30 protein-coding genes, 6 tRNA genes, 1 rRNA gene and 1 other annotated feature are annotated in these 26,330 nt (G+C 44.8%); of the genes, 14 read left to right on the top strand and 23 right to left on the bottom strand.

What is annotated here, in order from left to right:
• Positions 1-23 precede the first annotated feature (23 nt).
• The 4 genes from ABSY64_RS00185 to ABSY64_RS00170 all read left to right on the top strand — a co-directional run bounded on the left by ABSY64_RS00185 (position 24) and on the right by ABSY64_RS00170 (position 2,971).
• Positions 24-815, top strand: coding sequence for a PH domain-containing protein (locus ABSY64_RS00185; protein ID WP_349641049.1), 792 nt, complete (start codon positions 24-26; stop codon positions 813-815).
• Positions 816-846: 31 nt separating this feature from the next.
• On the top strand, positions 847-1,440 hold the full coding sequence (locus ABSY64_RS00180) for a hypothetical protein (protein WP_349641048.1): 594 nt from the start codon (positions 847-849) through the stop codon (positions 1,438-1,440).
• 90 nt (positions 1,441-1,530) lie between these two features.
• The gene (locus tag ABSY64_RS00175) at positions 1,531-2,229 is read left to right on the top strand and encodes a sunset domain-containing protein (RefSeq protein WP_349641047.1); all 699 of its coding nucleotides are present in this window, start codon (positions 1,531-1,533) and stop codon (positions 2,227-2,229) included.
• 28 nt (positions 2,230-2,257) lie between these two features.
• Positions 2,258-2,971 (top strand): ion channel, encoded by a 714-nt coding sequence (locus ABSY64_RS00170; protein WP_349641046.1) that lies wholly within the window; start codon positions 2,258-2,260, stop codon positions 2,969-2,971.
• A 20-nt stretch (positions 2,972-2,991) separates the two neighbouring features.
• On the opposite strand, the gene mmuM is transcribed toward ABSY64_RS00170, so the two are convergent.
• Positions 2,992-3,909 carry a homocysteine S-methyltransferase gene (gene mmuM, locus ABSY64_RS00165; RefSeq protein WP_349641045.1) on the bottom strand — a complete coding sequence of 306 codons (918 nt, stop codon included), beginning with the start codon at positions 3,907-3,909 and terminating at the stop codon, positions 2,992-2,994.
• A 2-nt stretch (positions 3,910-3,911) separates the two neighbouring features.
• Positions 3,912-5,288: an amino acid permease gene (locus ABSY64_RS00160; protein ID WP_349641044.1), complete on the bottom strand. Its 1,377-nt coding sequence runs from the start codon at positions 5,286-5,288 to the stop codon at positions 3,912-3,914.
• 31 nt (positions 5,289-5,319) lie between these two features.
• Positions 5,320-5,528, bottom strand: a binding site (T-box leader).
• A 144-nt stretch (positions 5,529-5,672) separates the two neighbouring features.
• Here ABSY64_RS00160 and ABSY64_RS00155 point away from each other — a divergent pair.
• A complete protein-coding gene (locus ABSY64_RS00155) occupies positions 5,673-6,578 on the top strand; it encodes an AEC family transporter (RefSeq protein WP_349641043.1) in 906 nt (301 codons plus the stop codon).
• Between the two features lie 27 nt (positions 6,579-6,605).
• On the opposite strand, the gene ABSY64_RS00150 is transcribed toward ABSY64_RS00155, so the two are convergent.
• Entirely contained in the window at positions 6,606-6,800 is a 195-nt protein-coding gene (locus tag ABSY64_RS00150) for a hypothetical protein (protein ID WP_349641042.1), read from the bottom strand.
• A 142-nt stretch (positions 6,801-6,942) separates the two neighbouring features.
• Between ABSY64_RS00150 and ABSY64_RS00145 the strand changes: the two genes are divergently transcribed.
• Together ABSY64_RS00145 and ABSY64_RS00140 are read left to right on the top strand one after the other, a co-directional pair.
• Positions 6,943-7,203: a hypothetical protein gene (locus tag ABSY64_RS00145; protein ID WP_349641041.1), complete on the top strand. Its 261-nt coding sequence runs from the start codon at positions 6,943-6,945 to the stop codon at positions 7,201-7,203.
• A gap of 121 nt (positions 7,204-7,324) precedes the next feature.
• Positions 7,325-7,687 carry a hypothetical protein gene (locus ABSY64_RS00140; protein WP_349641040.1) on the top strand — a complete coding sequence of 121 codons (363 nt, stop codon included), beginning with the start codon at positions 7,325-7,327 and terminating at the stop codon, positions 7,685-7,687.
• Positions 7,688-7,715: 28 nt separating this feature from the next.
• Here the strand turns inward: ABSY64_RS00140 and ABSY64_RS00135 are convergent, their stop codons facing one another.
• Positions 7,716-8,333, bottom strand: a complete 618-nt coding sequence (locus ABSY64_RS00135; RefSeq protein ID WP_349641039.1) for a Type 1 glutamine amidotransferase-like domain-containing protein — start codon at positions 8,331-8,333, stop codon at positions 7,716-7,718.
• Between the two features lie 209 nt (positions 8,334-8,542).
• A tRNA-Glu gene (locus ABSY64_RS00130) sits at positions 8,543-8,614 on the bottom strand.
• 164 nt (positions 8,615-8,778) lie between these two features.
• On the opposite strand from ABSY64_RS00130, the gene ABSY64_RS00125 reads away from it, so the two are divergent.
• From ABSY64_RS00125 to ABSY64_RS00100, 6 genes are all read left to right on the top strand, one after another.
• Positions 8,779-8,976 (top strand): helix-turn-helix transcriptional regulator, encoded by a 198-nt coding sequence (locus ABSY64_RS00125; protein WP_349641038.1) that lies wholly within the window; start codon positions 8,779-8,781, stop codon positions 8,974-8,976.
• Between the two features lie 134 nt (positions 8,977-9,110).
• Positions 9,111-9,461 (top strand): hypothetical protein, encoded by a 351-nt coding sequence (locus tag ABSY64_RS00120; protein ID WP_349641037.1) that lies wholly within the window; start codon positions 9,111-9,113, stop codon positions 9,459-9,461.
• 11 nt (positions 9,462-9,472) lie between these two features.
• Positions 9,473-9,958, top strand: coding sequence for a hypothetical protein (locus ABSY64_RS00115; protein WP_349641036.1), 486 nt, complete (start codon positions 9,473-9,475; stop codon positions 9,956-9,958).
• A gap of 9 nt (positions 9,959-9,967) precedes the next feature.
• The gene (locus ABSY64_RS00110; protein ID WP_349641035.1) at positions 9,968-10,435 is read left to right on the top strand and encodes a hypothetical protein; all 468 of its coding nucleotides are present in this window, start codon (positions 9,968-9,970) and stop codon (positions 10,433-10,435) included.
• A 15-nt stretch (positions 10,436-10,450) separates the two neighbouring features.
• The gene (locus tag ABSY64_RS00105; protein WP_349641034.1) at positions 10,451-11,341 is read left to right on the top strand and encodes an ABC transporter ATP-binding protein; all 891 of its coding nucleotides are present in this window, start codon (positions 10,451-10,453) and stop codon (positions 11,339-11,341) included.
• On the top strand, positions 11,341-12,582 hold the full coding sequence (locus ABSY64_RS00100; RefSeq protein ID WP_349641033.1) for an ABC transporter permease: 1,242 nt from the start codon (positions 11,341-11,343) through the stop codon (positions 12,580-12,582). The genes ABSY64_RS00105 and ABSY64_RS00100 overlap by 1 nt, the downstream gene beginning before the upstream one ends.
• Positions 12,583-12,635: 53 nt before the next feature.
• Here the strand turns inward: ABSY64_RS00100 and ABSY64_RS00095 are convergent, their stop codons facing one another.
• Both ABSY64_RS00095 and ABSY64_RS00090 read right to left on the bottom strand, forming a co-directional pair.
• Positions 12,636-14,354: an ABC transporter permease/substrate binding protein gene (locus ABSY64_RS00095; protein WP_349641032.1), complete on the bottom strand. Its 1,719-nt coding sequence runs from the start codon at positions 14,352-14,354 to the stop codon at positions 12,636-12,638.
• 2 nt (positions 14,355-14,356) lie between these two features.
• Complete coding sequence (locus ABSY64_RS00090) at positions 14,357-15,550, bottom strand: quaternary amine ABC transporter ATP-binding protein (RefSeq protein WP_349641031.1); 1,194 nt, start codon at positions 15,548-15,550, stop codon at positions 14,357-14,359.
• Between the two features lie 179 nt (positions 15,551-15,729).
• Here ABSY64_RS00090 and ABSY64_RS00085 point away from each other — a divergent pair, with 179 nt between their 5' ends.
• Positions 15,730-16,347 (top strand): GntR family transcriptional regulator, encoded by a 618-nt coding sequence (locus ABSY64_RS00085; protein ID WP_349641030.1) that lies wholly within the window; start codon positions 15,730-15,732, stop codon positions 16,345-16,347.
• 31 nt (positions 16,348-16,378) lie between these two features.
• Here ABSY64_RS00085 and ABSY64_RS00080 read toward each other — a convergent pair whose 3' ends face one another.
• From ABSY64_RS00080 to rrf, 16 genes are all read right to left on the bottom strand, one after another.
• The gene (locus tag ABSY64_RS00080) at positions 16,379-17,731 is read right to left on the bottom strand and encodes a glucose-6-phosphate isomerase (protein ID WP_349641029.1); all 1,353 of its coding nucleotides are present in this window, start codon (positions 17,729-17,731) and stop codon (positions 16,379-16,381) included.
• Between the two features lie 113 nt (positions 17,732-17,844).
• Positions 17,845-19,167, bottom strand: coding sequence for a D-alanyl-D-alanine carboxypeptidase family protein (locus tag ABSY64_RS00075; RefSeq protein WP_349641028.1), 1,323 nt, complete (start codon positions 19,165-19,167; stop codon positions 17,845-17,847).
• The gene (locus ABSY64_RS00070) at positions 19,160-20,278 is read right to left on the bottom strand and encodes a sensor histidine kinase (RefSeq protein ID WP_349641027.1); all 1,119 of its coding nucleotides are present in this window, start codon (positions 20,276-20,278) and stop codon (positions 19,160-19,162) included. The genes ABSY64_RS00075 and ABSY64_RS00070 overlap by 8 nt, the downstream gene beginning before the upstream one ends.
• On the bottom strand, positions 20,278-20,967 hold the full coding sequence (locus tag ABSY64_RS00065) for a response regulator (protein WP_349641026.1): 690 nt from the start codon (positions 20,965-20,967) through the stop codon (positions 20,278-20,280). Before ABSY64_RS00065 ends, ABSY64_RS00070 begins: the two co-directional genes overlap by 1 nt.
• Positions 20,968-20,970: 3 nt before the next feature.
• Positions 20,971-21,678 carry a DUF1129 domain-containing protein gene (locus tag ABSY64_RS00060; RefSeq protein WP_349641025.1) on the bottom strand — a complete coding sequence of 236 codons (708 nt, stop codon included), beginning with the start codon at positions 21,676-21,678 and terminating at the stop codon, positions 20,971-20,973.
• 24 nt (positions 21,679-21,702) lie between these two features.
• Positions 21,703-22,803, bottom strand: a complete 1,101-nt coding sequence (gene ychF, locus ABSY64_RS00055) for a redox-regulated ATPase YchF (RefSeq protein ID WP_349641024.1) — start codon at positions 22,801-22,803, stop codon at positions 21,703-21,705.
• A gap of 16 nt (positions 22,804-22,819) precedes the next feature.
• Positions 22,820-23,032 carry a DUF951 domain-containing protein gene (locus ABSY64_RS00050; RefSeq protein WP_349641023.1) on the bottom strand — a complete coding sequence of 71 codons (213 nt, stop codon included), beginning with the start codon at positions 23,030-23,032 and terminating at the stop codon, positions 22,820-22,822.
• Positions 23,029-23,931: a ParB/RepB/Spo0J family partition protein gene (locus ABSY64_RS00045; protein WP_349641022.1), complete on the bottom strand. Its 903-nt coding sequence runs from the start codon at positions 23,929-23,931 to the stop codon at positions 23,029-23,031. Before ABSY64_RS00045 ends, ABSY64_RS00050 begins: the two co-directional genes overlap by 4 nt.
• Complete coding sequence (locus ABSY64_RS00040) at positions 23,924-24,682, bottom strand: ParA family protein (protein WP_349641021.1); 759 nt, start codon at positions 24,680-24,682, stop codon at positions 23,924-23,926. Before ABSY64_RS00040 ends, ABSY64_RS00045 begins: the two co-directional genes overlap by 8 nt.
• 23 nt (positions 24,683-24,705) lie before the next feature.
• Positions 24,706-25,425 (bottom strand): 16S rRNA (guanine(527)-N(7))-methyltransferase RsmG, encoded by a 720-nt coding sequence (rsmG, locus tag ABSY64_RS00035; RefSeq protein WP_349641020.1) that lies wholly within the window; start codon positions 25,423-25,425, stop codon positions 24,706-24,708.
• 229 nt (positions 25,426-25,654) lie between these two features.
• A tRNA-Leu gene (locus tag ABSY64_RS00030) sits at positions 25,655-25,738 on the bottom strand.
• 25 nt (positions 25,739-25,763) lie between these two features.
• Positions 25,764-25,836, bottom strand: a tRNA-His gene (locus ABSY64_RS00025).
• 2 nt (positions 25,837-25,838) lie between these two features.
• Positions 25,839-25,912: transfer RNA gene (locus tag ABSY64_RS00020), tRNA-Trp, on the bottom strand.
• Positions 25,913-26,034: 122 nt separating this feature from the next.
• Positions 26,035-26,107, bottom strand: a tRNA-Val gene (locus ABSY64_RS00015).
• Positions 26,108-26,110: 3 nt separating this feature from the next.
• A tRNA-Ser gene (locus ABSY64_RS00010) sits at positions 26,111-26,201 on the bottom strand.
• Positions 26,202-26,228: 27 nt separating this feature from the next.
• Positions 26,229-26,330, bottom strand: a 5S ribosomal RNA gene (gene rrf / locus ABSY64_RS00005); the annotation flags it as partial.

The following is a 26,330-nucleotide window of genomic DNA, read 5'->3' as shown; positions in this document are numbered from 1 at the left end:
TAATTGGAAAGAGAGAAGAAATTATGGCAAAGGAATGCTTAATTTGTAATGAAAAAATAGGATTTGGTAAATCAACTACAGTTGCTGACGGTCATATTGATTTCAACTGTGCGTCAAAAACATTGGAAAAACCCGCTGCTTTTTCTGCTGTTGATTGGTTTCAACATCACACCGCAGAGGAATGCAAAGAAATCATTGAATCTGGTCAGCCACGCACAAAAGATCAGGTTAAAGAAGATAATCAGGCTTATAAAACTGAACATCGTACTGAAACACAGAAACAACATGACGAAGACATGTTAAAAATTAAGGCTCAGATGGATGCAGCTGGTGTCAGTGATCTCTTTGGAACTAAAAAAGAAGTTAGACACCTACTGGAAATTCTTCGTGATAATGAAACAATTCTTTACGCGACAAGTGGTTTTTCTGATTCCAAAACGGTTTTAGTTGTACTTACTGATCAACGTCTTGTTTTTGTTAACAATAATTGGACCTGGGGTTCTGATTTCAAAGAATTCCCTTTCAATCACATTAACTCTGTTTCATATAGTAAGAAGCTTGTTTTAGCTAATGTTGCAATTACCAATGGAGCCAACACAACTTTAATTGAAAATGTAAGCAAAGAAACAGCTCCGATTTTGGTTGATAAACTCCGACAGGCAATGGATTCTTACGACAATAAAAGCAGTCAACCACAAGCCGAATCTCAAGATGATTCATTTACAAAAATAAGAAAACTCAAATCTCTTCTTGATGAGGGAATCATCACTCAAGAAGAATTTGACGTTAAGAAGAAACAGCTATTAGGTCTATGATTTAAAAGAGTTCACCAAGGAGAGAGAAACAGTGGGAGCATTTTTTTGTATAGTATTTCTAGGAATCATCATCTATTCAATTGTTCTTTGGCGTAGAAATAAAAAGAACGGTCAACATTCATCAAAATTAGTGAAAATTTCGTTAGCTCTGTTGGCATTAGTAGCCTTAATTATATGGAGTCAATCGTCAAATTCAGATGACAATTCAAAGTCATCACAAAGTAGTTCTAAATCGAAGTCTTCATCATCTAAAAAGAAAACTTCGGATAGCAAAACAAATTATCAATACAATGATGCAGAAGCCGTACAAAATGCCAACAACTGGGATTTAGATGATATTGAAAAATCATCAAATATTGGTAAGAGCATCAAACTGGAAAATGCAGAGTTGGGGACATTGAGTGGTGGCAAGGGTCTTTGGATTTCCGCATCTACTGATCAGAACTCTAAGTTATATACAGGACATTTCCAAGCCGACTATACTAAATCAGGATTCAAAGAAGGCGATAAGGTATCTATCGAAGGGATCCTGCTGGGCAAGCAAAAATCGTTTGTATCAGATTCAAAAGTAGATGACACAAAGTATCCTACGATTAAAATCGTTAACATTCACAAGATTTCTTAATTTCAACGCCCTTTTGGGCATACATATTCATCCCCACCGAACTTCTACGTGCAAGCAGTGAACCACGCAAAAAGCTCCAGGAGAGAGAAAGTGTCGTCTATATTTTGTTTAATTTTTTTAGCAGTAATCATTTATGCCATTGTTTTGTGGCGTAAGAACAAAAAGAATGGTTTACGTTCTTCGCGAGGAAAGAAAATCGGTATCACAGTTGCTGCCCTTCTTACCTTCATTATGACGGGTGCCACTGCAGATTCAAAAGATTCAGAATCATCGCAAACACAAACGGCTACTAAGGTTACTTCATCAAGTTCAAGTTCCAGCGAAAAGGAAAAATCATCAAGCAGTTCTAGTTCCGTAAAGAAACACAAATCTGCTAAGAAAAATTCCTCTTCAAATTCTAGCTCAGTTAAAAAACATAAGAGCTCTCATGAGAAGAAGTCTTCATCTAGTTCAAGTTCTGCTAAGAAGCACAGCACTTCCAAGGGCAAGCAAACTTCAAGCACTTCATCATCTTCAGCTAACACCGCAGCTCCTAGTCAACCTGCAGCTGAATCCCAAAATAATTCAACCATCAATGCAGCGCCTGCCCCTGCTCCGGCAGCGCCAGCAAATCAGGCGCCCGCAAACGACTATAATACTGCTTCGCAAGGAGCAATCATTGGTAACTCACGTACCCGTGTCTATCACGTGCCTGGTCAACAAAGTTACCATATGAATAGTGGAAACGTCGTCTATTTCAATAGTGAACAAGAAGCCCTCAATGCCGGCTACCGCCGTTCACAACGCTAAGAAAAAAGCCCGTCCCACGGGCTTTTTTATGTATACTAAAGTTATGAAAGCACTCTATTATTTCGCATCCCTCGTTCTAGCCATCGTGGCGATTCTCTTATCCCTGCTGGACATCACGGGCGTCATCCACATGAGCGACTGGCCCTATAACTTCATCAACTATTCCATCCTGCTCTACTTCTGGATTGACTATGTGACACGCTTCACCCTGGCTAAAAACAAATGGGATTTCTTCAAGAAGAATATTTTTGACCTGATTGCCATCATGCCCTTTGATGCCATCTTCTCGATTTTCCGTGTTACGCGAGCCGTCAAAATTATCAAAATTCTACAAGTTGTCCGCATTGTTGGTTTCTCTAAGAAATTACAGGGGAACTTCGCTCGTTTCTTCAAAACAAACGGCTTCATCTACGTCCTTTTGTCCGCCATTGCAATCATGCTGCTCGGTGGCGGCGTTTACGCCTTGTCAGAAGATACAAGCTTTGGTGACGGCATTTGGTGGGCAATCGCCACGACTACGACGGTTGGTTACGGCGACATTTCACCCCACACAATTCTGGGAAAAGTCGTTGCCGGCATCCTCATGATCGTCGGCATTGGCTTGATTGGAAGTATCACGAGTACCGTGACCTCCTTCTTCGTTCACCAAGACCAGGAAAACGAGAATGACAAAATCGAAGAGAGCTTAAGCCGAATTGAAGAACGTTTGGCCCAAATCGAAAAGAAATTAGATCAAAAATAAAAAGCCCTTCCGGGCTTTTTTTATTGCACCAATTCGTCATGAACAGCTTGCATTTCTTCGGGCTTCATTTCGCAGCAGCCGCCAATCCACTTAGCCCCTTCTTCACGCCACTTAGGGGCATTGTCAGAGAAGACCTTGTCGATTGGTTCGCCCCACTTTTTGACGGATGGATCGTACTGGCCACCGGCGTTGGGTGCAATCAAGATATCCTTGTCGCCCTTGGCGTTCTCCGTGAAGTACTTAATCGCATCATCGGCGAAACGGGGGTGGAAGCAGTTGGCCCCGTAGGCTACGATGCTAGGCTGCTTTTCCAAGAAATCCTGCACGATATGCAAGTCCGTGCCGTCGCTCAAATGATGAGCATCCTTTAAGGACAGGGAGAAGTAAACCGGTACGTCTGGATACTTGGAAATCATCTGAGCCAAAACCTGGATTTCCTTGAAATTAGGAATAGTCTTAATCGCCAACAAATCAACGCCTGCCGCAATTAGCCAGTCCAAACGGTCCTGGTGGAAAGCGCGCAAGTCTTCATCGCTCAGGCTATAATCGCCAGTATATTCTGAACCATCGGCCAAGTAGGCCCCGTAAGGTCCGATCGCACCTGCGACCCACTTGGTCTGCTTCCCTGTGCTGTCTTCACGGGCCTTTTGTGCAAGCTGAACGGACCCCTTAATCCACTTTTCGGCTTCGTCGCGGGTGTATCCCTGGTCGATAAAACCAGCCAAATTAGCTTGGTAGGAATCCGTTGAGGCAATGTTCGAACCCGCATCAAAGTACTCGCGGTGCACCTGATAAATTTTGTCCGGATCCGTAACCAAGGCCTTGGCGGTCCAAAGTGGGTTGTTGACGTCGAAGCCTAGACTTTTCAAACCTAAGCCCATGGACGAGTCAAAAAGAATGGTTTTTTGTGATTTTTCCCAATCGATAAAGTTTGACATATTTAATTTCCTTTCTTACTTGAACGGTGACGGAATTGATAATAAGCGTAAACAATTAGTGAAAACGGGAAGCCGATAATGAGGGCAATCCGCTGGTCGGGGTCAAAACCAATGCCAACCATGGAGACAAGGCAGAAGATGATAACTAGCCAAGGAAGGACCGGATACCAGGGAGCCCGATACTTCAATTCAGACAGGCTGTGTTCCTGCAAAAAGTGCTTGCGGAAGTTTAGCTGCGACCAGCCGATTACTAGCCAAACGCCAACCACAGCGAAGGCTGACAAAGCGGTCAAGGCCAGGTAAAGGGCCTGCGCCGAGTAGACACAGGATAGCAATGACAAGGCACCACCCAACATGGTTAGTAGCAGTCCATAAACGGGCAAACCATGCTTGGTCAACCTGCCCCAGCGCTTGGCAATTTGCCCTTGATTAGCCAGTGACCAAATCATACGGGAGGCCGCATATACGCCGGCGTTAGAGGCCGAGAAAAGCGTGATGATCAAGACCGCATTCATAACATCGGCTGCATATGGGATGCTAGCCTGATTCAAGATTTCAACAAAGGGACTCGTCACCAAGGCCTTGTCGCTGGGTGCCAAAAGGGAGCCCATGACCACGATTGCTCCGATGAAGAGGACAATCAAGATAATCAACGTTCGTTTAATTGCTTGAGGCACCATTTTGGCCGGATTCTTTGTTTCCCCAGCGGCAACCCCAATCATTTCAGTACCAGAATAGGCAAAGTTAGCGGTCAAAACCGTGGCGATGATGGGTCCCCAACCGTGTGGCAACCAACCCTGACGGGTCAATTCACGAAAATCAGGTAGCGTCTGCAAGTGATGAACCGGCACCACCCGAAAGACCATCAGCAGGCCAATGATAATGAAAACCAACAAAGCAATCGTCTTAATCCAGGAAGTAACCGCTTCACTCTTGTTAAACCAAGCAAGGTTAAAGAGGTTCAAAACCAAGATAATGGCGCCGTAAACAAGACTGATTTCCCAAACGGAAATGCTGGGCAACCAGCGCTGCGTCAAGATTGACATGGACAGTAAATTCGAGCCCAGCGCGATGGTCCAGGTTAACCAGTAAAGCCACGCAACTACGAAGCCGACGCCCGGGTTAATGAATTTCGTTGCGTAGTCGTGAAAGGCCCCGGTTGTGGGCATATAAACCGAGAGTTCACTCAGACACATCATGACCAGCGTCACGAGCAAGGCCCCAATCAAATAGGCGCCGATTGTGCCAAGTGGTCCAGCGGTTTTGATGAAGTAACCCGGGGACATAAAAATTCCGGTTCCAATCACACCCCCAAGGGAAAGCGCAATCAGGTGATTGGTGTTCATCGAATGATTCAATTTTGTTTCTGCTTCTGCCATGTCGGCCTCCAAAATAAAAAGCACCCGTTCATCAAAGAACGAGTGCTCGCGGTACCATCTTCATTACAGACCGAAGTCTGTCACTTTATAACAGGATAACGACTGTCAGACGTAAAAGGCTAAGGCTTCACCTTCTAATTCTCCAAGACCATTCTTCGTTTAGCCGCCGTGGTTCGCTTACACCTACCCGAACTCTCTCTTGCACTTTAGCTAAACTACTCATCTTTTCAACGAATAATGATAATTTCTTTAATCTTACTGCAAGATTTCTGCTTTAGCAAGCTTAAAAATGTATTCTTTATCCAATGGCGGTTTTCCTGACAAAAATAAAGAAAATCTAATTTTCAGGTCTATAATCAAACAAAACAGATGGGAGATTAATCAATGGGAATTCTTGTTATACCGATTCTAGCAGTCCTGGGGACCATCATTTTGGGCTACTTCGCTGCCCGCCATGGTGACTTCGACGAGGCAGACAACAAGCAGCTGGCCAAGTTAACCATGAAGTACGCCCTGCCCCTTAGTATTTTCATCGGCATTTGGGAAACGCCCCGTGGACAGCTAAGTCAGTACGGTCCGCTCGCCTTTTGGATTCTAGCAACGATGGTCGTCGCTTTTGCCATTTTCTTTTTTTATTACCGTTATGGAATGAAAATTGAACAGAGCGGCAGTGCCTTGCTGACGCTTTCGGTAGCCAACGCCTCGGTACCCTTTATCGGATCAGCCTTATTGCCAATCGTTTTCTCAGCAAAGGTGAGCGCCATTATCATTGGCATCTATGCGCTCTTTTCCAACCTGATTACCATTCCACTGGCACTCGCGTTGGTTGATAAGCAAAGTTCTATCGCTCGCAAGATTGTTGACACTTTTAAAAACCCTTTGGTTTTCGCCCCCTTCGCAGCCTTTTTCCTATCTTTTCTAGGAATTCCAGTCCCAGCCCATGCTGAAATTATCTTTTTGGCCTTTGGAAAAGCCGCCAGCGGGATTGCACTTTTCTCAATTGGAATCACGCTCTTTACTAACCGCGTCGTCTTTAACAAGTTAGTTGCACAGACCGTCGTCTTCCACAACATCGCCATACCGGGCCTTCTGCTGGCTGTCATGTCCCTGTTAAACTTGCCGCACGATTTAATCAAAATGATTGTGATCACGATGGCCCTTCCCTCACCAGCTATGCCCGTTACCATCGCAATCCGCTATCGAATTCGCGAAGCAACGATTGCGTCGACTCAGCTAATTAGCACCATTGCTTCGGCCTTCACGATTTACCTCTTTATGCTCCTCGTCTAAAAAAGCGTTGCCAATTGGCAACGCTTTTTATTTGAATAAATCTTTCCAGCCAATCGTCGACTTGCGATAAACCTTGTTGTAGATGGCACGCTTAGGACGGGCCATCCCCATCCCCTTTTGGCCGTAGCCAGGAATCAAAGCTTTCTTGAGTTGACGCGTTGCACGGCCCTTGGTTCGGGCGGCAATGGATTTGTTCAGGCTGGGTTTCCGGAATAGGTTCATAATGGCGCACTTTCTATAATTCTAAACTTCACAAAGTATACTTAGTATACTCCGATTTCACAAAGTATACTTGGTATACTTCGCGTGATTTTAATATACTTGCTATACTATCTACGAAAATATTAAACAAACAAGAGGTTCTATGATTAAATCCCCAAGACTCGCCCGCAAAATTTTGCTCATTGCTGAAGCCAAGGAAAAAGATGATGCTTTACCCACCACTGCTGACGATGTGCAGCGCTTACTAAATCAAAAATATTCGCCTGACAAAATTCGCCGCTGCGTTGAATCACTCTACGAGAAACAGTACATTAAAGCATATTTTTCTGGCGAATATGACTTTACGATTAATAAGGTCACGTCAGCTGGCTATGCTTTTCTGGAGAACAAATCCCACTTGTAGGACTTTCTCGCCATTGATTTTATTTTTAGTTTACTTTTTTAAAAACAGTGACAAGACTTTCATAATTCGGCTATAATTTAAAATATCTAGAGAGAAGATTATTGAAGTAAGGGGATTTATTATGCGGCAGTATGTTCAACTTGTTCAGCAAGACACCGGCGAACGAGTTACCACAATAACTGGTTTTTCCTGGACGTCCCTGTTTTGGGATGCCTGGCCGATGCTTTTTCGTGGTGATTACGCCATGTTTTTTGGCTTTTTCATTTTGGGTAACATTGCATCACTCATAACATTGGGGGCGGCCGGTACATTACTACACATTTACTTAGGATCTCAGTACAACACAATGCACATTAAACAATTGCTGAAAAAAGGTTACGTTCCAATCAATGAAGAGACCAATCAAAAACTCGAAAGATTGGGTCTGGATTACAACCAGTATCATGCCGATTACATGGCAAAGTATAGCCAGCGCTATCGATAAAAAAACCGCACTCGGGGGAGGGCGGTTTTTATTTCACAACTTTATATTCATCCCCAGTCACGACAATCGCCTCCGAGTTACTAATCGGCACCAAATCCTGTTGGTCGTGATACCGTCGATAGGTTTCCTGAACCTCTTCGGTAAAAGGCGGTTCGATGTAATGTGGCAGGGTGTAAAAATCCGTCAGCGCTAAACCACTATAGTCCTTTAATTCCGGCGCCAGGTCAGGGCTGTCGACGATTTGCGCATAACTAATATCCGGTGCCAGAATAATTGATCCAGCCGATTCCCCAATATAGGGTGTGCCAGCCTCACACTTTTCCCGAAGCAGTGGCAGCAAATCCTTCCTCTTCAATTCCTGCAGCAAATAAAAGGTATTACCGCCGACGATGGTGATCATTTCTGCTTGTTTAATTTGTTCTCGGGCCGTGGCTTCATCAACAGCTGCAATGTCCAGCTCGTCAATTTGCAGACCCAATTTAACCAAAGTCGCCCGTCCTTCACTAATATAGCGCGTGTAGCTTTCGACGTTACCTGCGGTGGTAATGAAGAGTGTTCGTTGCGGCTGATTAGTGTCCTTTTTCAGGAAACCAGCAAGCAAAGGTGCTGTCCCTGCTAAGTATGATGTTAGGAAAAATTTTTTCATTAGAGCCTCAGTTATTTCTTACTTTTAGGCGACCTGAGTGAAAAGTAGAAGCAAAGCGCCGGTCACAATGTCAGCGGTGAACTCTCCAAACCTTCTTCATACTTCTCTCCCCAATCAATTTTATTTTTAATATAGCACTTGTGGCTATACTCTGCATGGCAAACAAAAGACCTATCTAACAGCAAATGCTAGATAGGTCCTTTTCATAGTAGCCCCAGAGGGAGTCGAACCCTCGATTTCGGCCTGAGAAGCCGACGTCTTAACCACTTGACCATAGGGCCAGAACATATAATAGTTTACTAAATCCCTTGCCCCGCGTCAATTATAAACATTTGTAATAATCTGTAATCTTTTGAAAATATAAATGTAATGTTAAGTACCCTTTACATCAAAAAGCTGATTTGCTATCCTAAATGTAAAGTTTGCTTAACAAGGAGAGCAAAGATTGAAAAATAAAATCCAGGAACTTCGCCAGGAACATCACGTTACTCAGGCGGAGTTAGCGGACCAGCTGCAGGTCAGCCGGCAAACCATCATCTCCCTCGAACGGGGAAAATACAATGCCTCGCTGATGCTGGCGCACCGCTTAGCCACCTATTTCAACACAACAATCGAAGATATTTTTACTTTTGAGGAGGAGTAAGATGAAAAAATTTAAAATATTTATTTTCCACTGCACCAGTCGTTATCAGTGACGAAGAATATCGAAAAATTCTGGAAGTACGTAGCTTAGCAGCAGTTTGGGGTGCTATAGGTGGCCTATTAGCAACATCGTTCATGGACACCCACCCATTGGCATTTCTCACGGATAAAGGCTTCTTGTTACGCATTAGTTTTGTAGCCGTTGTTGTTCTTTTGATTGTTTGGGTAACTTTCCGTCAAGCTAAAAACATGCCATTAAAGAAAGTTCAACAGAAAAAAATCAAAGAAACGGATGAACGAAGCAAATATAACAGTTTAAGAGCCTTGAAAGTTTCTTACTTTACACTCTTAGTTGCAATTTATGCAGCAGGAATCTACTCTGCTCGAATAGAAAAATATGAATTCTCTTTGGCGCTAATGCTAATTGCATTCGGATCAGTAATTATTTACCGCATTGTCTGGTACTTACTCAACAAATTACCTTGAAAGGAAAAATCATGAACACGTTTAAATATCTATTTGGAACCATCCCCTCATCAATTACAGTAAATGAGTATCGTAAAATCTATTGCCATCGAATTATTTTCTCCATAACATCAGCTTATCTTTTTATGTTTATTTCGGCACTCATAGCACCTGTTACCGCAAAAAGTGAATACACTTTTACTGGAAAACTAATCTTCTTAGCATCAATGTTTGTCTTCTTCGCATTATTAACAGTCTTCTACTGCGTCCGAATGTATAAACTTTCAGATAAAGAAGTCCTGGAAAAGAAAATAAATGCCACTGATGAACGCCGGGTTCAAAATGAAATGAAAGCTTACCGTGTTTCCGTCATCACTATGAGCTATGTTTCAACACTTTTCTGGGCCTACTACATGTTCGAAGGTCCGGAACATCTAGCAAATATTTTTTGGTGGTTCCTTATGGGAAATGTATGGCTATCAATCATCACTCGCACCCTTCTAAACAAATACAATTAAGGACCTCACATGCTCAAATACCTATTCATCAGCGTCAATCCATCCGTAACCAACAACCAATATCGTAAAATCTTAGTGATGCGTTACTCATTAATCGCTGCCTTTTGTGCCATTTTCTATGCGACGATTTTCGTCTTTGCTGACGTAAGTAAAGCTGCAAAACTAGGGCTTCTCACCGGATTCATAACTGCGTTTTTAGTTATAGCTGTCTTTTACTTATTACTATATCTAAATATCAAAAAACACCCTGACAAACTCCAACAAGCCAAAATCAAAGAAAGTGATGAACGAGTTCAGTTAAACAACACGCGCGCTGCCAAAATCGGCTTTGTCGCCTTTGAAGCGCTCAGCCTCCTACTGATGGCCTATTTCTACTGCGTTGCTAACTTAAAAGCTGGAATATTAATCAGTGGAGTTATCACAATTGCTTCCGCAATTTACCTACTTTCCTACTTGCTACTCAACAAATTCTCCTAAACAGAAAGGATTCCCATGATTAATCTCGAACACGTCCAAAAAGATTTCGGCCTTCACACGGCTGTGACGGACCTCAATCTCAGCCTCAAACCAGGCTCTGTAATGGGCCTAATTGGCCAAAACGGTGCCGGTAAAACCACCACCTTCCGCATGATTTTGAACTTTATCCAACCAACGAAGGGTAAGATCACTTGGGACGGTCAGCCAATCACAACGGCTCGCCGCCAGAAGATTGGCTTCCTACCAGAAGAACGTGGTCTCTACCAGAAGCAAAGCATCGAGGATCAAATCGTCTACATGGCCGCCCTGCATGGTATGGCCCGTGCCGATGCCCAAGCCGAACTCAAGAAGTGGATGTCCCGCCTCGATGTTGTTGGTCAGCCTAAAGACAAAGTACAAAGTCTTTCAAAGGGAAACGCCCAGAAAATCCAGATGATTGCGGCAATGATTTTCAAGCCCAACTTCATCATCTTAGATGAACCATTTTCTGGTTTGGATCCCGTCAACACTAGCTTGATGATGAACGAAATCCTTCGTTTCCGCGATCAAGGCGCTTCCATCATCTTCTCCAGTCACGACATGAACAACGTAACCAAGATTTCCGACCACTTGACCATGCTCAAAAAGGGTAAGACAGTCTTGCAAGGTGGCACACAAGAAATCCGCGAACGTTTTGGCCGCACTCGCCTATATGTGGAAGCACCTGGATTTTCCGCGGCACAATTGGCCGCTGTTCCGGGCGTGACTTCCGTTGAAGAACAGGGCGCAGGTCTCGAATTGATTTTGGCCAACGAAGAAGTCGGCCACGAAATCTTTAATATCGTCACGGCCAACGGCTACATCCCCGCCTTCAGCCAACAGCCACCAACCCTCGATGAAATTTTCCGCCAGGAGGTTGCCAACTAATGAATAGCCAAACTGCTTTAGTCGCCAAGCACACCTACATCACATATGTTAAAAAGAAATCATTCTGGTTTGTCTTGCTTACTCCTTTAATCGGATTAATTGCGATGGTCGCCATCGTTCAAGGTATTGCAGCCTTTCAAAACACTGATACACCTAAAATTGCGGTCATTAACCAACCTGAACTTCGTCAGGAAATCAAAAATTCACAAAAAGATTTAGACTTAGATGTCGTCAAAATAACTAACGAACAGCAAGCCAAGAAAGAACTTAAAGCTGGTGACCTTGACGCTGTCTTAGTTCTCCATGCTGACAAAGCAACGCTGACCACTCAACCAAAAAGTAATGATGTCAAAACCAAAGATTTGAAAGACTTTTTGAACAAGTGGTTAATCAAGCAAAAGTCGAATAAGTACGGTCTTACAACTTCACAGGCTAACGATCTTAATAAGCCTTACTCTGTTAATTCAGTCGTCATGGAACAAAACCAGACGAAGAGTAGTCAGATTAGTCAGGGAACGACCACTGGTCTAAGTTTTGCTATCTCAGTGATTGTCTTCTTCCTAATTCTGTTCTACGCAAATATTCTTGCTAACGAAATTTCAAATGAAAAATCATCCCGTATCATGGAAACTTTGTTAGCAGCATCATCTGCAAAGTCACAGTACTTTGGAAAGATCTTTGGAGTGCTCGGTATTCTACTTACTCAAGTTACCTTCTATGTTCTACTCATTGTGATTGCGGCAATTATTGCAATCACAAAATTCCCAGAAATTACAAGTTTCTTCCACGAATACCTTGGTATGCTAACCTTGCCGGTTTTGATTTATACTTTGGTTTTCGTCATTGTTGCCATCGTACTTTATCTTGTCCTTGTTGCCATTTCAGCTTCTTTGGTCAATGATGCCTCTCAGACCCAGCAGGCAATCCAACCTGTAAACTACCTTTCAATGGTTCCCTACACTTTAGGTCTCACAGCTGGTTCCGCAGGTGCCCAAAATGGACTAGTAAAGGTATTCTCCTACATTCCTTTTGTCGCCCAGAGCCTTATGCCTGTGCAGTTAGCTTCACACACAGCAAACTGGCCATTAGCGATTGTTTCCTTAGCTATTTCAGTGCTTGCTTTGGTTTTGTTAGCCAAGTATGGCGAGCGAATTTATTCCCGCAACGTCCTCTCCTACAGCGACGAAAACATCACCAAGCAACTCTTGAAAGCTTTGAAGCCAAGCAAGTTGCGTAATTAAATCCAAGCACCAAAAAAGCCGCTCAGCACGAGCGGCTTTTCTTTTACATTGAATTACTTAAACCAAGCATCAACTTGTTGCTTGTGGCTCTTGATCCAATCCTGAGCGGCAGCCTTAGGTGACTTACCATTCTGGATAGACAACATCACGTTTTCCATATCTTCCTTGGTCCAGTGGAACTTCTTAAGGACCTTGTAAGCATCTGGGTTCGTTGACTTCAAGTTCTTACGAGTAACCGTGTTAATCGCTTCTTCGGTTCCCATCGTCTTCTTAGGATCTTCAAGGTACTTCAAGTGGTACTTTGAAAACATCCAGTGTGGTGACCAACCAGTCACAACGATTGGCTCCTTGGCGTTATAAGCCTTGTTCAAAGCAGAAGTCATGGCACCTGAAGATGAAGCCTGCAAATTCCAACCGGAAAGGTTTGGATAAGCCTTAAGGGTCTTATCAGCGGCCTTCATGATACCGGCACCAGGTTCGATTCCAACGATGGTCTTGTTGGCTTGGTTGGTCAAATCTGAAATGGAGTTAACGTCCATGTAATCCGGTACAACCAAACCAAGCTTAACGCCCTTCAAGTTCGGACCAAGCACATCAATGTCGTTCTTGTACTTTTCATACAAGTCGTGGTGAGTGTTTGGCAACCAAGCAGAAACAGTGGCATCCACTTGCTTGTTCGCCAAGGACTGCCACAAAACGGCGTTGTCCAACGGCGTCATCGTTACCTTGTAACCATGCTGTTCCATCGCTTCGGCCAAAACATTGGTTGAAGCAACTTCGGAATCCCATTGCACGTAGCCCAGGTTAATCGTCTTACCAGCAGACTTTTGGTTAGCAAATGAATTAACTGCCCCACCGACTGCCATCAAGGCAACGATACCCCAGACAATCCAAGTACGGAGCTTACCGTGGCTAACCGCATATTCTGGCGGCGTATCCATCTTCTGGATAAAGCGGTCAATGATGATGGCCAAGATAACCAAGGCAATTCCATTAACGAAACCAGAACCAACATCAGCGTGCTGAACGGCGGACAACACACCACGTCCAAGGCCGGGCGCACCAATCATGGAAGCCGTAACCACCATGGAAAGGGCTAGCATAATCGTTTGCTTCGTACCGGCAATAATCGTGTTCTTAGCATTTGGCAATTCCAGTTGGAAAAGCTTTTGCCAGGTCGTTGAACCGAATGAATCAGCTGCTTCAACCAAGGCCTTTGGTACCTGACGGATACCCAAGTTGGTGAAGTTAACAACTGGTGGCAAGGCGAAGATAACGGAGGCGAAAACCCCAGGAACCACACCAATACCGAAGAAGGCAACGGCTGGAATCAAGTAGACGAAGGCGGGCATCGTCTGCATGAAATCCAGAATTGGCTTCACAATCGCATTGGTACGATCCGACTTTCCCATCCAAATTCCAAGTGGAATTCCGATAATAATTGAAACCAAGGATGACATCACAACCAAGGTGGTCGTTGACATCAAATCATTCCAGAGACCCTGGTTGGCAACAAGGAGCAAGCCCAGTGCAACAAAGAGTGGAAAGCCCCATTTTCTTGGCGTCGTAACAATCGCAATCAAAGTCAAACCAATAATCATGAGCGGCATTGGAATGGCCGTCAAGAAGTTGGTCATGGCATCCATGACGTTTTGTCCGATTTGCTGAAGGACGTCGAAGAAGCCGGCCAAATGCGTGGTCAACCAGTTAACACCATCAGAAATCCAAGATTCAAGCGGTAGTTGGGGCACGGAAGTTAAAATATTGAACATGTTTATTCATCCCCCTGACTATCAGTATCATCGGCCAACGCTTCAATCACCGCACCACGAATGATGATTCCCTTAAGGCGGCGATCATCATCGACTACGGCAACTGGCGTGTTGGCATCATAAATAATGTTCATAATGTCAGCAATCAAAGTATCTGGCTTGACCGTTGGCATATCTGTCACAACTTCGCTCAGTGGCAACTGTTCCTTACGGGCCTTAACGGCACCGTCAGAAGTAATGTAACCGACGAAGTGACGTTCCTTATCAACGGCAACCGCACCAGAAACCTTTTCTTCAGACATACGGTGCAAAGCCACGTTAGGTCCATCAGAATCAACGTTAACCGTGACACCTGGCTTCATAATGCTTTCAGCAACCAAGACCTTCGAACGGTCAACATCTTCCACGAAGGACTCAACGTAATCGTTAGCGGGCTGGGTCAAAATTTCTTCACCAGTACCGATTTGCTGGATTTGTCCATCCTTCATGATGGCGATGCGGTCACCCAAACGCAACGCTTCATTCAAATCGTGGGTGATGAAAATAATGGTCTTCTTCAAGTTGGCTTGAAGATCCAAGAGTTCATCTTGCATTTCACGACGAACCAAGGGATCCAAGGCTGAGAAGGCTTCATCCATTAACAAGATATCCGGGTTGTTGGTCAAAGCACGTGACAAACCAACACGCTGCTGCATACCACCAGACAACTGGCTAGGATATTGATCCTTGAAGGAAAGCAACTTGGAGTTATCCAAGGCTGCTTCGGCACGCTTGCGGCGCTCTTCTGCGGGCACGCCCTGAACTTGCAAGCCATACTCGGTGTTTTCCAAGATGGTCTTGTGTGGGAAAAGACCGAAGTTCTGGAAAACCATGCTCATCTTCTTACGACGAATGTTGAGCATCTGCTTCTTATTTAACTTAGTGATTTCCTGGCCATCAATGAAAATCTGACCAGAGGTTGGCTCAATCAAACGATTCAAGAGCCGGATCATGGTTGACTTTCCTGAACCAGAAAGTCCCATGACAACGAAAATTTCACCTTCATCAACTGAAAGGTTGATGTCGTAAACCCCGACAGTCGAGCCGGTTTTCTCAAAAATTTCGTTCTTACTTTTGTGCTCCTTGACCATCTTCAGGGCAGCCTTTTGATGCTTCCCGAAAATCTTGGTCAGGTGCTTTAATTCTACTTTAGGCATGCGCCCCTCCCGTTTGACTATCTTGTTGATTTACATTAAACTAACAAGTGACCATTTATAAATTAATAAAGATGGTCAGTAACGATATATCTATTCTACACGACACAGATTTGATGTCAAATTTACTGACTTCGTCGGGTAGAAACAAATTTTATTAAAATAATGAAGGCGGAGCTTTTATGCCGAAAATTCGCGAACCGCGTTACCATAAAGTTGCCCAAGAAATTGCACAAGACATCGTTGATAATCATTTCCTAGTTGGTCAAAAACTCCATGCCCGATCAACCCTAGCTGCCACCTATGGTGTTTCGGCTGAGACGGCCCGCAAAGCTGTTTCCGTCCTTGCCGATCTCGCTATCGTCAAGCCTGTTCATGGCTCGGGGGTCGAGGTTCTATCACGAGGAAAAGCCCAAGATTTCTTGTCACAAGCTTCCGCAAGTAACAACATCCAGGCCACCAACCGTGAGATTAAAGAAATTCTAAAGCGGCAAAAAGAGGACCTAACGAGTTTAAACCAACTCCTCGGCCTACTCGCTGACCAAACCCAGCAAGTGCGTCAGCAGAGTCCCATGGCGCCCCATGAGTTTATCCCTGACGATGACAGTCAAAAGCTCCATCAATCAATTGGAACGCTAAACATCTGGCAAAACACCGGTGCCACAGTCGTGGCCATTCTTCATCAAGATGAATTGGTCCTCTCCCCTGGGCCCTACGCCGTCATCGAACCTGGCGATACCGTATACTTTGTTGGGCCCGACAAAAGTGTCCTAGCCATGCAACAATTTTTTGCAAACTAAAAAGCCCATCATGACGATGAGCTTTTTTAATTTACTTATTTAAACGGGCACGGAAAGCCTTAGTTTCTTCTTCGTAACCTGGCTTACCCAGCAAGGCGAACATGGCCGTCTTGTAGGCTTCAACACCGGGTTGGTTGAATGGGTTGATAGCAAAGGTGTAACCAGAGATACCAACGGCCAATTCAAAGAAGTAGATCAAGTGACCGAGCGTAAAGGCATCCTGCTTTGGCAAGCGAATGGCCAAGTTTGGCACACCACCATCTAAGTGGGCCAAAACAACCCCTTGAGCAGCCGTTGCGTTAACTTCGTTAATGGTCTTACCTTCGAGGTATTGCAAACCATCGCCGTTATCAGCCGTCTTAGGAACATCCAAATCCGTGTTTGGCTGGTCGATGGTCACAACCGTTTCAAAGAGGTCACGACGACCTTCTTGGATATACTGACCCAAGGAATGCAAGTCCGTTGAGTAGTTGGCTGATGATGGATAGATGCCCTTCTGGTTCTTACCTTCAGACTCACCCATCAACTGCTTCCACCACTCTGACAAGTACTGCAAAGATGGCTCCCAGTTAATCAAGAGTTCAGTCGTGTAACCCTTGTCGTAAAGGATACGGCGCAAGGCAGCGTAATGATATGCAGCGTTCTTGGTCAAATCCGTTTCGGTATATTCTTCCTGAGCGGACTTAGCACCAGCCATTAACTGGTCAACGTCAGCACCTGAAGCAGCAATTGGCAAAAGCCCTACCGCCGTCAAAACTGAGAAACGACCACCGATGCCATCAGGAATAACAAAAGTTTCATAACCAGCTGCTTGGGCTTCATCGTGCAAGGCACCCTTCTTAGCATCCGTTGTGGCGTAAATGCGCTTCTTAGCCGCAGCTTCACCGTACTTTTCAATCAACTTTTGCTTGAAAACGCGGAAGGCAATCGATGGTTCCGTGGTCGTTCCTGACTTTGAAATGACATTAACTGAAAAGTCTTGGTCGCCAATGACACGAATCAAGTCGTTGATGTAGGAAGCTGACATTGAATTTCCAGCGAAGTAAACCTTAACGCCCTTGCGCTGGTCATCCGCCAATTCGTTATTAAAGGATGGATGCAAGAAATCAAAGGCCATCTTGGCACCCAAGTAGGAACCACCAATTCCAATCACAACAAGAACTTTAGAGTCGCTTTGAATCTGCTTAGCAGCCGCCTTAATGCGTGCGAACTCCTCCTTATCGTAATCACTGGGCCAGTTTAACCAGTCAATGAAATCTGAACCAGCGCCAGTTCCATTGCGAAGTTCCTGATCAGCCATGGTAATTAAAGGTTGAATCTCCTTTAATTCGTTTGCGCCAACAAACTGTTCGACTGACTTTGCATCAAATTGAATCTGTGCCATTTTAATACCGGGTTCATTCCTGAACCGCTTCCCTTTCTATCAGTAATGTAACCGCTATCATTATTATAGCACAAGCCATCGATTATGAAAGGGCTTACATCTAAAAATTACCATTAATGCCAAATCCAGTGCCAGATAGTAGTAAAGAAACCAACTGCAGGAACATCCTTGTCTGCAGCCAAGCTAACCCCATCATCCTCATTCAAGAAATCAGTATCCAAGGTTAATCGAGCTCGGGCAACAAGTTCGTTCTTGGCTACCTTCCCCTTGTCATCTTTGAGATTCTTTAACTCATGAATTTCAAGGGCCTGATCAGCGTCAGTCCAATAGCTCTTTGACTGGGCAACGTGAACCGGGATACGGCGGTAGCGGGTTGTGGCGGAATCAACTTTCTTTTGCTGGGCCATGCTACTGCCAGCCTTGAAGTCTTGGGCCTTACGGGCCTGCAAAACCTGACGAACCATTTGGAAGGTTGCCTGGAAGCGTTGGGTCTTATTTTGATAATCGCCGGCACCATTAATGACCGTCAAAAATTCATGTCCCTTGGAATCCGTGACAAAGCCGGTGAAGGCCGCCCCGGATTCAGGAGTGGAGCCGGTTTTGACACCACCAATCGTCAAAACATCGTTCTTACCGTAGTTTTGTTTTAATTGGCCTTGGACCTTCCCGTAGTCAGTCTGAACCGTTACCTTGTTCTTACCATTTTTGGTGTAAGTCAAAGTCTTCATTTTAGCGATTTGCTTTAGTTCTGGATCCAGCTGAAGATCAGCCTGAACAATCTTGGCTAATTCCTTAGCCGAAGCATGATTGCTGGCGGAATCTGGGGCTGATTTTACTCGATTACCGAATGCATCCCCGTTTTTCTGTCCGGCTGCGTTGTACCAGGCCGAATCAGTCAAATCCAATTCTTTTGCCCAGCCCTGCAAGACTTCCTGGGTCGTCTTGCCCTTGGGCGTCAAATAACTAGCTAGGGAGAAGGCTGCATCGTTGGCGGAGTTGGTGAACATCGCCGTGTAGAGGTCCTTAACAGAGACCTTATCACCGGCCTTAATATCCAGGTGAGAGAAAAGGTCCTTAGTTTGCCCAGACAAGTCGGCACTGGCTGGAATTTTAACCTGACTCTGCCAGGAGATCTTCCCTACCTTAACCGCTTTCAAAACACCATAGGCCGTTAGCAATTTCGATTGAGAAGCGATTGGTACCTGTTTGTTCGCGTCCTTTTCACCCAAAATTTGTCCGGACGACAAATCAACCACCAAAGCTGAGTTAGCATTCACGTTCAAAGAAACCGGTTCTACCTTTTGTGCCTTTAATTGGTTGGGAATATCATGATTAGCATGATCAACGATTAAATTATGCACAAAAAGAAAGACAATAAGTCCCGGTATTGCAATGAAACCTAGCCAAGCTTTGTATGGAAAATTACGTTTAGTCACTGACAGATTCTCCCTCGTCATCATTGGTAGCAACTTGGTGAATAGGCAAGGAAACCACGAAGGATGTAGCTTCTTGACTTGATTCGACCTTCACCTGGCCGTGATGCTGTTCGACGATGCCCTTCACAATGGCAAGGCCCAAGCCGGTTCCCCCGGTTTTACTGTTACGCGAGCTCTCCACCCGGTAAAAACGATCAAAAAGTGAATCCAAAGAATCCTGAGGAATCGATTCGCCGTCGTTGGTGACACGAATTTCAACTTGATCATTAGGGCGAACCTGCGCCGTCAACTTAATAAAAGTGGCGCCCTTAGCATACTTAAAGGCATTGTTAATCAGGTTCATCAAGACCCGGGCCAACTTGTCCGAATCGCCTTCCATGATAATCAGACGGGGCTCAATCAGGTAAGTTAGCTCAATTCCTTTTTCCTGAGCTTCAACTTCATAAGAAGCCAAAAGCTGGGCAAAGAGGTCTCCGACAGAAAATTCGGTAATGTTCAAACTAGCATTTTGAAGCTGGGTCTTTGAAAACTCGAAGAGGTCTTCCACCAAAGTTTTCATTTGGTTGGCTTTGTCATAGGCCGTTTGGATGTATTTGTTGCGGTCAGCCGTCGAAAGCTGATCCTTTTGCATGACCACGAGACCAAGATACCCGATAATCGCAGTCAAAGGCGTCCGTAAATCGTGGGAAATATTCGTCATCATTTCATCACGAGAAGACTTGGTCTCTTCTTCCTGCTGATGAAGCTGGTTGGAACGGGTAATAACCTGGTTAAACTGCTTGGTTAAAGTGGCCACTCGCTGATCGACAGGATGTTGCCATTCAATCGTGTGCCCTTGTTCCTGGTTAACCTGCTGAGCCAATTCATCAGTCAAACGCTGAATCGAAACCGCCTGCTTGCACTCCCGCCAGGAAGTCCAAACGATAGCCCCTAAAATTAGGAAGGCGATTAAGCAAAAAAAAGGCCAACAAAATTTTGTTGACCAGGCTGGCATTTGCTTTTGTAAAGAATTAAAAACAAAGAAGAGACCTGGAATGGTAATCAGGGTCAAAAGCGCCCCTTTGCCAAAATAATAAATCTCTAATCGTTGCTTGCTAGCCTTTTTCATCATTAATTCACTTCAATCTTGTAACCAACGCCCCAGACAGTCTGGATAACTTGGTCTCCATCGGTTGCTTCTTCCAACTTATCACGCAAATGAGAAACGTGCACCATAACAGTCTTGGCGGAGACTACGGATTCTTGCTGCCAAACACGTTCAAAAATATCATCCGCTGAGAAGACACGGTTTGGATGGGAAGCCAACAAGTACAAAATACCGAATTCAAGGGCCGTCAAATTAACTAGCTCACCGTCCGCGGTCTTAACTTCGTGGCTGTCCTTGTTAATCACCAAAGAGCCGATGTTCAACACATCAGGCTTTTCGTCTTGAACCATGTTTTGGGAGCGACGCAAAAGAGAACGGATGCGCGCCATAACTTCCAAAGGATTGAATGGCTTCGTCACGTAGTCATCAGCGCCTGAAACCAAGCCCTGAATCTTATCCATATCCGATGACTTTGCTGAGAGCATCAAGATTGGAATATGAGTATCCTTACGAACCGCCTTCAACACTTCCAAACCAGACATGTTGGGCATCATAATGTCCAAAACCATCAAGGCCACGTCCGGATTAGTGTTCAGCTTTGACAAAGCTTCCTTCCCATCATGGGCAATCAATGGTTCGTAGCTTTCATTTTTAAGGTAAATTTCAAGTAATTCTGCAATTTCGACATCGTCGTCAACAACTAAAATTTTCATGAGTTAATCCTTGTTATTCTGCATCTGTTCACGCGATTGTTGCGCCAACTTGCTTACTGCCAAAATTCCCACATTGTGCATACCTGCCTGGCCACGGTTCCAACGCAAGATCACAAAGGCCAAAACCCCAATGACAATGTAAAGCCAACCTGGCAAAACAGGATTGAGGAAGTGGGGCAACAAAACCAAAAGCACTGAGATTGCCAGCATAAAGATGGTAATTCCTGGAATCGTTAACCAAGCAACCCAGCGCTTAATTGGCTTAGGATTAGGATTCTTAGGATCAGGAACAAGCCGGCGCATCAAAGCAACGTACATGAATGCAATCAAGAATGGCATGGCCAAAACAAAAGTAATTCCAATCCCAGTGTTGCTGTTCTTAGAAAGTAACATCGTAGCGCCAACGTAGAGCGCAATAAAAGTTAGAAAGGCCATCGCTGTATCAAGGGTCAGGGTCCAGTTAGAATATTCCTGCATCGTCTTAGCATTTTGCTTAGGATCCAAAAAGTGATTAGCAGCTAAGCTGGGCGTCCCATAGATTTGGGCAGCCGTCCGACCAGTTGACTGATTTTCATACAATTTCGTACGAACTTCAGCAATAATATCATCAACCTGGTCACCATCTAACTTATCGGATTGACCAAGTAATTTACCTAACTGGAAAACGAAAGCTTCATTTTTCTTCGTTAGTTCATGTTCTTGATTCGACATGCAATTCTCCTAACAGAAATTTAATTAAACGTTGAAACGGAATTCGATAATGTCCCCATCTTGGACAACGTATTCCTTACCCTCTGAGCGAAGGCGACCGGCTTCCTTAACGGCCTTAACGGAACCGTAATGGTCCAAATCTTCAAAGGACATCGTTTCGGCCCGAATGAAGCCTCGTTCAAAGTCGGAGTGAATAACCCCCGCTGCTTGTGGTGCCTTAGCACCCGCCTTAAAGGTCCAAGCGCGAGTTTCCTTACCGCCAGCGGTAAAGAAGGTACGCAAGTCCAACAAGTGGTAAGCGGCACGAATCAACTTGTCCAAACCAGGTTCGTCAACGCCAGCCAATTCCAAGAAGTCTGACTTCTCGTCATCATTTAACTGAGCGATTTCCTCTTCCGTTTCAGCTGACAAAGCAATCACTTCAGCCTTTTCACTATCCGCAAATTCCTTAATTTGCTGGTAGTACTTTGACTTCGTTGGATCCGCCATATCTTCTTCAGCGATGTTGGCCACGTAAAGCACGGGCTTGGCCGTCAAAAGGAAGAGCCCCTTAACAACCTTTGCTTCTTCTTCGTTAAAATCGATTGAACGGACTGACTTACCCGCTTCCAAAACAGGCTTAATCTTTTCCAAAACCGCGGCTTCGGCCTTGGCGGCCTTATCGCTCCCCTTAGCTGCTCGTGCAACCTTGGCATAACGCTTATCAACGGCTTCCAAATCAGCCAAAATCAATTCCGTGTTAATCGTATCGATATCATCCAAAGGATTCACAACACCGTTAACGTGGATGATCTCGTCGTTATCGAAGGCACGCATAACGTGGACGATGGCGTTGACCTGGCGAATGTTTTCCAAGAACTTGTTTCCAAGACCTTCTCCTTGAGAAGCCCCCTTTACAATTCCAGCGATATCCGTAAATTCAAAAGTAGTTGGAATAACCTTATCCGCAGGCTCAATTTCTTGAATGCGGGCCAAGCGCTTGTCAGGCACTTCCACCATTCCAACATTCGGTTCGATAGTGGCAAAAGGATAATTGGCCATCTCGGCGCCCGCCTTGGTAATGGCGTTAAATAGTGTTGATTTTCCAACGTTAGGTAATCCAACGATTCCGGCCGTAAGTGCCATAGTAAAATCCTACTTTCTAGCCCTCTTCTTGAGTGGCATTTGACTTAATAATTTTCTTTAAACGTTTGTTGAAATTAAAACGGGTCAACATGATGGTGCGGTTACAAGCCGTACAGTTCAGCTTAATGTCCGCCCCTAAACGCATGATTCCCCAGGCATTCGCCCCACAAGCGTGGGGCTTTTTCATTTCAACAACGTCATGTAAATGATATTCAGGAACTGGCATCATTGGTCCACCTCAATTTCTAGTAAAGCAAGGATGCGGGCCAAGTCATCGTTGGAAAGGAAATCAATTTCGATTTTACCCTTTCCCTTAGCACCGGTTTGCAAGCGTACTTTGGTACCAAACTTTTCTTCCAAACGATTGGAAAGGTCAGCCACGTAAGGTGATTCTGGCGCTTTCTTCGGTGCAGCCTGGTCGCTGTTCAAACGCTTAACCAGTTGTTCGACCTGGCGAACGTTAAGCCCCTTACCCAAAATTTCTTTCAAAGCTGCTTTTAACTTGTTCGACTTTTCCAAACCAAGCAAAGCCCGGGCCTGCCCCATCGACAATTCCTTGTTTTGAACCAAATCTTGCACTTCGTCAGGCAACTTCAAGAGTCGCAAGGAGTTAGCAATTGTCGTACGTTCCTTGCCCAATTTCTCAGCCAGTTGCGTTTGGTTCAGCTTTAATTGCTTCAATAGGCCGTCAAAAGCATGGGCTTCTTCGATTGGATTGAGATTGTCGCGCTGCAAATTTTCAATCAAGGCCAAAGTGGCCATGGTGTCATCATTCGTCTTACGAACGATAGCATCAATTTTGCGCAGCTTTAGCAGCTTGGATGCTCGTACACGTCGTTCTCCGGCAATAATCTGGTAACGATCGCCGGCCTGACGAACGATAATCGGCGTCAACAAACCATTTTCTTTGATTGAATTCGCCAATTCCTGCAAGGCTTCTTGATCAAAATGTTCACGAGGTTGAAAAGGATTAGGATCAACTAACGATAGCGTGATCTTTTCAACCTTTTCCCCCGCTTCAGGTTTACGCTGAATGGTTTTCGAATGTTCTAGGGCTGAAGGCGAAACGCGGTTAGCTCCAAAAAGGGAGTCCATACCTTTGCCTAAGCCACCTTTTTTATTAACCATATTGCTTCAAAACCTCCTGAGCTAGCTCAGTGTATACCCGCGCTCCAAGCGAACGGGGGTCAAAATCAATAATTGCTTGACCATATGACGGTGCTTCCGACAAACGAACCGTTCGTGGAATAACCGTTTGGTAAACCCGGTCCTTGAAATAAGAGCGAACCTCTTGTGAAACCTGCTTGGCCAAATTCGTACGACCATCATACATAGTCAAAAGAATGCCACCGATTTCCAATTCTGGATTAAACTGCTGGCGAACTAATTCAACCGTGTTAATCAACTGTCCCAATCCTTCCAAGGCGTAAAACTCTGTCTGGACTGGAATCAATACTGAATTAGCGGCAGTAAAGGAATTAATCGTCAATAGCCCTAATGAAGGTGGATTGTCGATCAAAATATAATCATACTCCCCCTGCACCGCCTCTAGTGCCTTCTTCAAACGATATTCTCGTTCTGGAATATTGACCAGTTGCACTTCACTATCGGAAAGCTGAATCGTCGCTGGTACTAGGTCCATGTTATCAGTGGCAACCACCACATCACGAACCGTTGCCTCTTGAATCAAAACGTCATAAACGTCAGACTTCAAAGTGGACTTGTCGACGCCCAAACCACTCGTAGCATTTCCCTGAGGATCGATATCGACCAAAAGCACACGCTTTCCCGCCTGAGCTAAAGCTGCGCCAAGATTTATACTGGTGGTTGTTTTACCAACGCCACCTTTTTGATTGGCTAAGGCAATTACATGTGCCATCGCAAACTCCTTTACGAAAATGCTCAGTGCAGCGGCTTCTTGCTGGGAAGACCAGCCTGACGTGGATACTTCTTAGGTGTCTTTTGAACTTTATCAATCACTTGAATAACTCGCGGATCACCATTTGGTAAATCAAAGTCGAACTGCTCCTTCAACTGTCCGCCAAGGACTTTTAAAGCACCCTTTGAATCTTTTAATTCAGCTTCAGCAGTCGAGGCCTTCATGACCAGCAGCTGGCCACCAATTTTAACAAAAGGCAAAGTATATTCAGACAAGACTGAGGTGCGAGCAACCGCGCGCGCAGTCGCAATATCAAAAGATTCGCGCATCTGAGAATCCTGCCCATAATCTTCCGCACGACCATGCAAAACGGTCACACCATCCAAGCCAAGAAGCTGCACCATTTCTTTAAGAAACTTAACCCGCTTATTAAGCGAATCAATCATCGTTACTTTTAAATTAGGAAAAGCTATCTTTAGCGGCAAGGATGGAAAACCAGCACCTGCCCCAACATCAATCAAAGTCAGTTCTTCCGACTGCAAAGATTTCACGTAGCCCGCAAGTGTCAAAGAATCATAGAAATGCTTTAAATACACATCCTGTTTTTCAGTAATAGCCGTTAAATTAAACTGCTGATTTACCTCGACCAATCGCTTATAATAGCTTTCAAATTGCTGCATTTGAAAGTCAGAAAGCCTAATACCAAACGCTTCCAAAGCTTGTTTAAAATCATCCGTATTCAAGTCACTTCATCCTTTTCAAATCATCAGCATACTAACATTAAGAATACCTAAAAAATGGCGATTTTACAAGCGTTCAAGTGCGCTCAGAATAATAAAAAAACTTTGAGCCATGAGCTCAAAGTCAGAAATCTTCCTCCAAATAAATTTACGCAAGAAATAAAAGCAAGCCCCACTACCCCACTTAGATAGTAAAAGAAAAAGCTTCGGAAGAAATCCGAAACTTCTGTGATGCCCTCGGTGGGAGTCGAACCCACACGGTGTTGCCACCACTGGATTTTGAGTCCAGCGCGTCTGCCAATTCCGCCACAAGGGCATGAATAAAGTCGAAACTTTATTAGGGCGGTAGAAGGGGATCGAACCCTCGCATGCTGGATCCACAAACCAGTGTGTTAACCACTTCACCACTACCGCCATGGCAGGGATAGAGGGAATCGAACCCCCATCAACGGTTTTGGAGACCGCTATTCTACCGTTAAACTATATCCCTACGATAACTATTATTAAAATCAACCAAAAAGGTTGAAAGACATGATAAGGACTCGCACCTCACATAGGCCACCTAAGGCTCATGTCACAGAGAGCAACGTATATATAATAACATACGCAAAATGGACGCTACAGGGATCGAACCTGTGACCCCCTGCTTGTAAGGCAGGTGCTCTCCCAGCTGAGCTAAGCGTCCAAATGGAGAGGAAGGGATTCGAACCCTCGAAGCAGCTCTCACCGCTTACACGCTTTCCAAGCGTGCTCCTTAAGCCTGACTCGGACACCTCTCCGAATACTGCTCTCTTCTCCTATGTACGGCATCGCGTCGTCCTATCCTCGCAGCCAGCGATCCGGCAACTACTTTCGGCGCTATAGAGCTTAACTTCTGTGTTCGAGATGGGTACAGGTGGTTCCTCTAT

Origin of the sequence: Eupransor demetentiae, assembly GCF_963930865.1 — a bacterium.
Taxonomy (GTDB): Bacteria; Bacillota; Bacilli; order Lactobacillales; family Lactobacillaceae; genus Eupransor; species Eupransor demetentiae.
This window is presented reverse-complemented; position numbering and strand designations above follow the sequence as displayed.

Excerpts from the sequence above, each read along its gene's own strand:
- ABSY64_RS00185 (WP_349641049.1), top strand. The coding sequence starts at position 24 with ATGGCAAAGGAATGCTTAATTTGTAATGAAAAAATAGGATTTGGTAAA.
- ABSY64_RS00170 (WP_349641046.1), top strand. The coding sequence starts at position 2,258 with ATGTATACTAAAGTTATGAAAGCACTCTATTATTTCGCATCCCTCGTT.
- mmuM (WP_349641045.1), bottom strand. The coding sequence starts at position 3,909 with ATGTCAAACTTTATCGATTGGGAAAAATCACAAAAAACCATTCTTTTT.
- ABSY64_RS00160 (WP_349641044.1), bottom strand. The coding sequence starts at position 5,288 with ATGGCAGAAGCAGAAACAAAATTGAATCATTCGATGAACACCAATCAC.
- ABSY64_RS00155 (WP_349641043.1), top strand. The coding sequence starts at position 5,673 with ATGGGAATTCTTGTTATACCGATTCTAGCAGTCCTGGGGACCATCATT.
- ABSY64_RS00150 (WP_349641042.1), bottom strand. The coding sequence starts at position 6,800 with ATGAACCTATTCCGGAAACCCAGCCTGAACAAATCCATTGCCGCCCGA.
- ABSY64_RS00145 (WP_349641041.1), top strand. The coding sequence starts at position 6,943 with ATGATTAAATCCCCAAGACTCGCCCGCAAAATTTTGCTCATTGCTGAA.
- ABSY64_RS00140 (WP_349641040.1), top strand. The coding sequence starts at position 7,325 with ATGCGGCAGTATGTTCAACTTGTTCAGCAAGACACCGGCGAACGAGTT.
- ABSY64_RS00135 (WP_349641039.1), bottom strand. The coding sequence starts at position 8,333 with ATGAAAAAATTTTTCCTAACATCATACTTAGCAGGGACAGCACCTTTG.
- ABSY64_RS00120 (WP_349641037.1), top strand. The coding sequence starts at position 9,111 with ATGGACACCCACCCATTGGCATTTCTCACGGATAAAGGCTTCTTGTTA.
- ABSY64_RS00115 (WP_349641036.1), top strand. The coding sequence starts at position 9,473 with ATGAACACGTTTAAATATCTATTTGGAACCATCCCCTCATCAATTACA.
- ABSY64_RS00110 (WP_349641035.1), top strand. The coding sequence starts at position 9,968 with ATGCTCAAATACCTATTCATCAGCGTCAATCCATCCGTAACCAACAAC.
- ABSY64_RS00105 (WP_349641034.1), top strand. The coding sequence starts at position 10,451 with ATGATTAATCTCGAACACGTCCAAAAAGATTTCGGCCTTCACACGGCT.
- ABSY64_RS00100 (WP_349641033.1), top strand. The coding sequence starts at position 11,341 with ATGAATAGCCAAACTGCTTTAGTCGCCAAGCACACCTACATCACATAT.
- ABSY64_RS00095 (WP_349641032.1), bottom strand. The coding sequence starts at position 14,354 with ATGTTCAATATTTTAACTTCCGTGCCCCAACTACCGCTTGAATCTTGG.
- ABSY64_RS00090 (WP_349641031.1), bottom strand. The coding sequence starts at position 15,550 with ATGCCTAAAGTAGAATTAAAGCACCTGACCAAGATTTTCGGGAAGCAT.
- ABSY64_RS00085 (WP_349641030.1), top strand. The coding sequence starts at position 15,730 with ATGCCGAAAATTCGCGAACCGCGTTACCATAAAGTTGCCCAAGAAATT.
- ABSY64_RS00080 (WP_349641029.1), bottom strand. The coding sequence starts at position 17,731 with ATGGCACAGATTCAATTTGATGCAAAGTCAGTCGAACAGTTTGTTGGC.
- ABSY64_RS00070 (WP_349641027.1), bottom strand. The coding sequence starts at position 20,278 with ATGATGAAAAAGGCTAGCAAGCAACGATTAGAGATTTATTATTTTGGC.
- ABSY64_RS00065 (WP_349641026.1), bottom strand. The coding sequence starts at position 20,967 with ATGAAAATTTTAGTTGTTGACGACGATGTCGAAATTGCAGAATTACTT.
- ABSY64_RS00060 (WP_349641025.1), bottom strand. The coding sequence starts at position 21,678 with ATGTCGAATCAAGAACATGAACTAACGAAGAAAAATGAAGCTTTCGTT.
- ychF (WP_349641024.1), bottom strand. The coding sequence starts at position 22,803 with ATGGCACTTACGGCCGGAATCGTTGGATTACCTAACGTTGGAAAATCA.
- ABSY64_RS00050 (WP_349641023.1), bottom strand. The coding sequence starts at position 23,032 with ATGATGCCAGTTCCTGAATATCATTTACATGACGTTGTTGAAATGAAA.
- ABSY64_RS00045 (WP_349641022.1), bottom strand. The coding sequence starts at position 23,931 with ATGGTTAATAAAAAAGGTGGCTTAGGCAAAGGTATGGACTCCCTTTTT.
- ABSY64_RS00040 (WP_349641021.1), bottom strand. The coding sequence starts at position 24,682 with ATGGCACATGTAATTGCCTTAGCCAATCAAAAAGGTGGCGTTGGTAAA.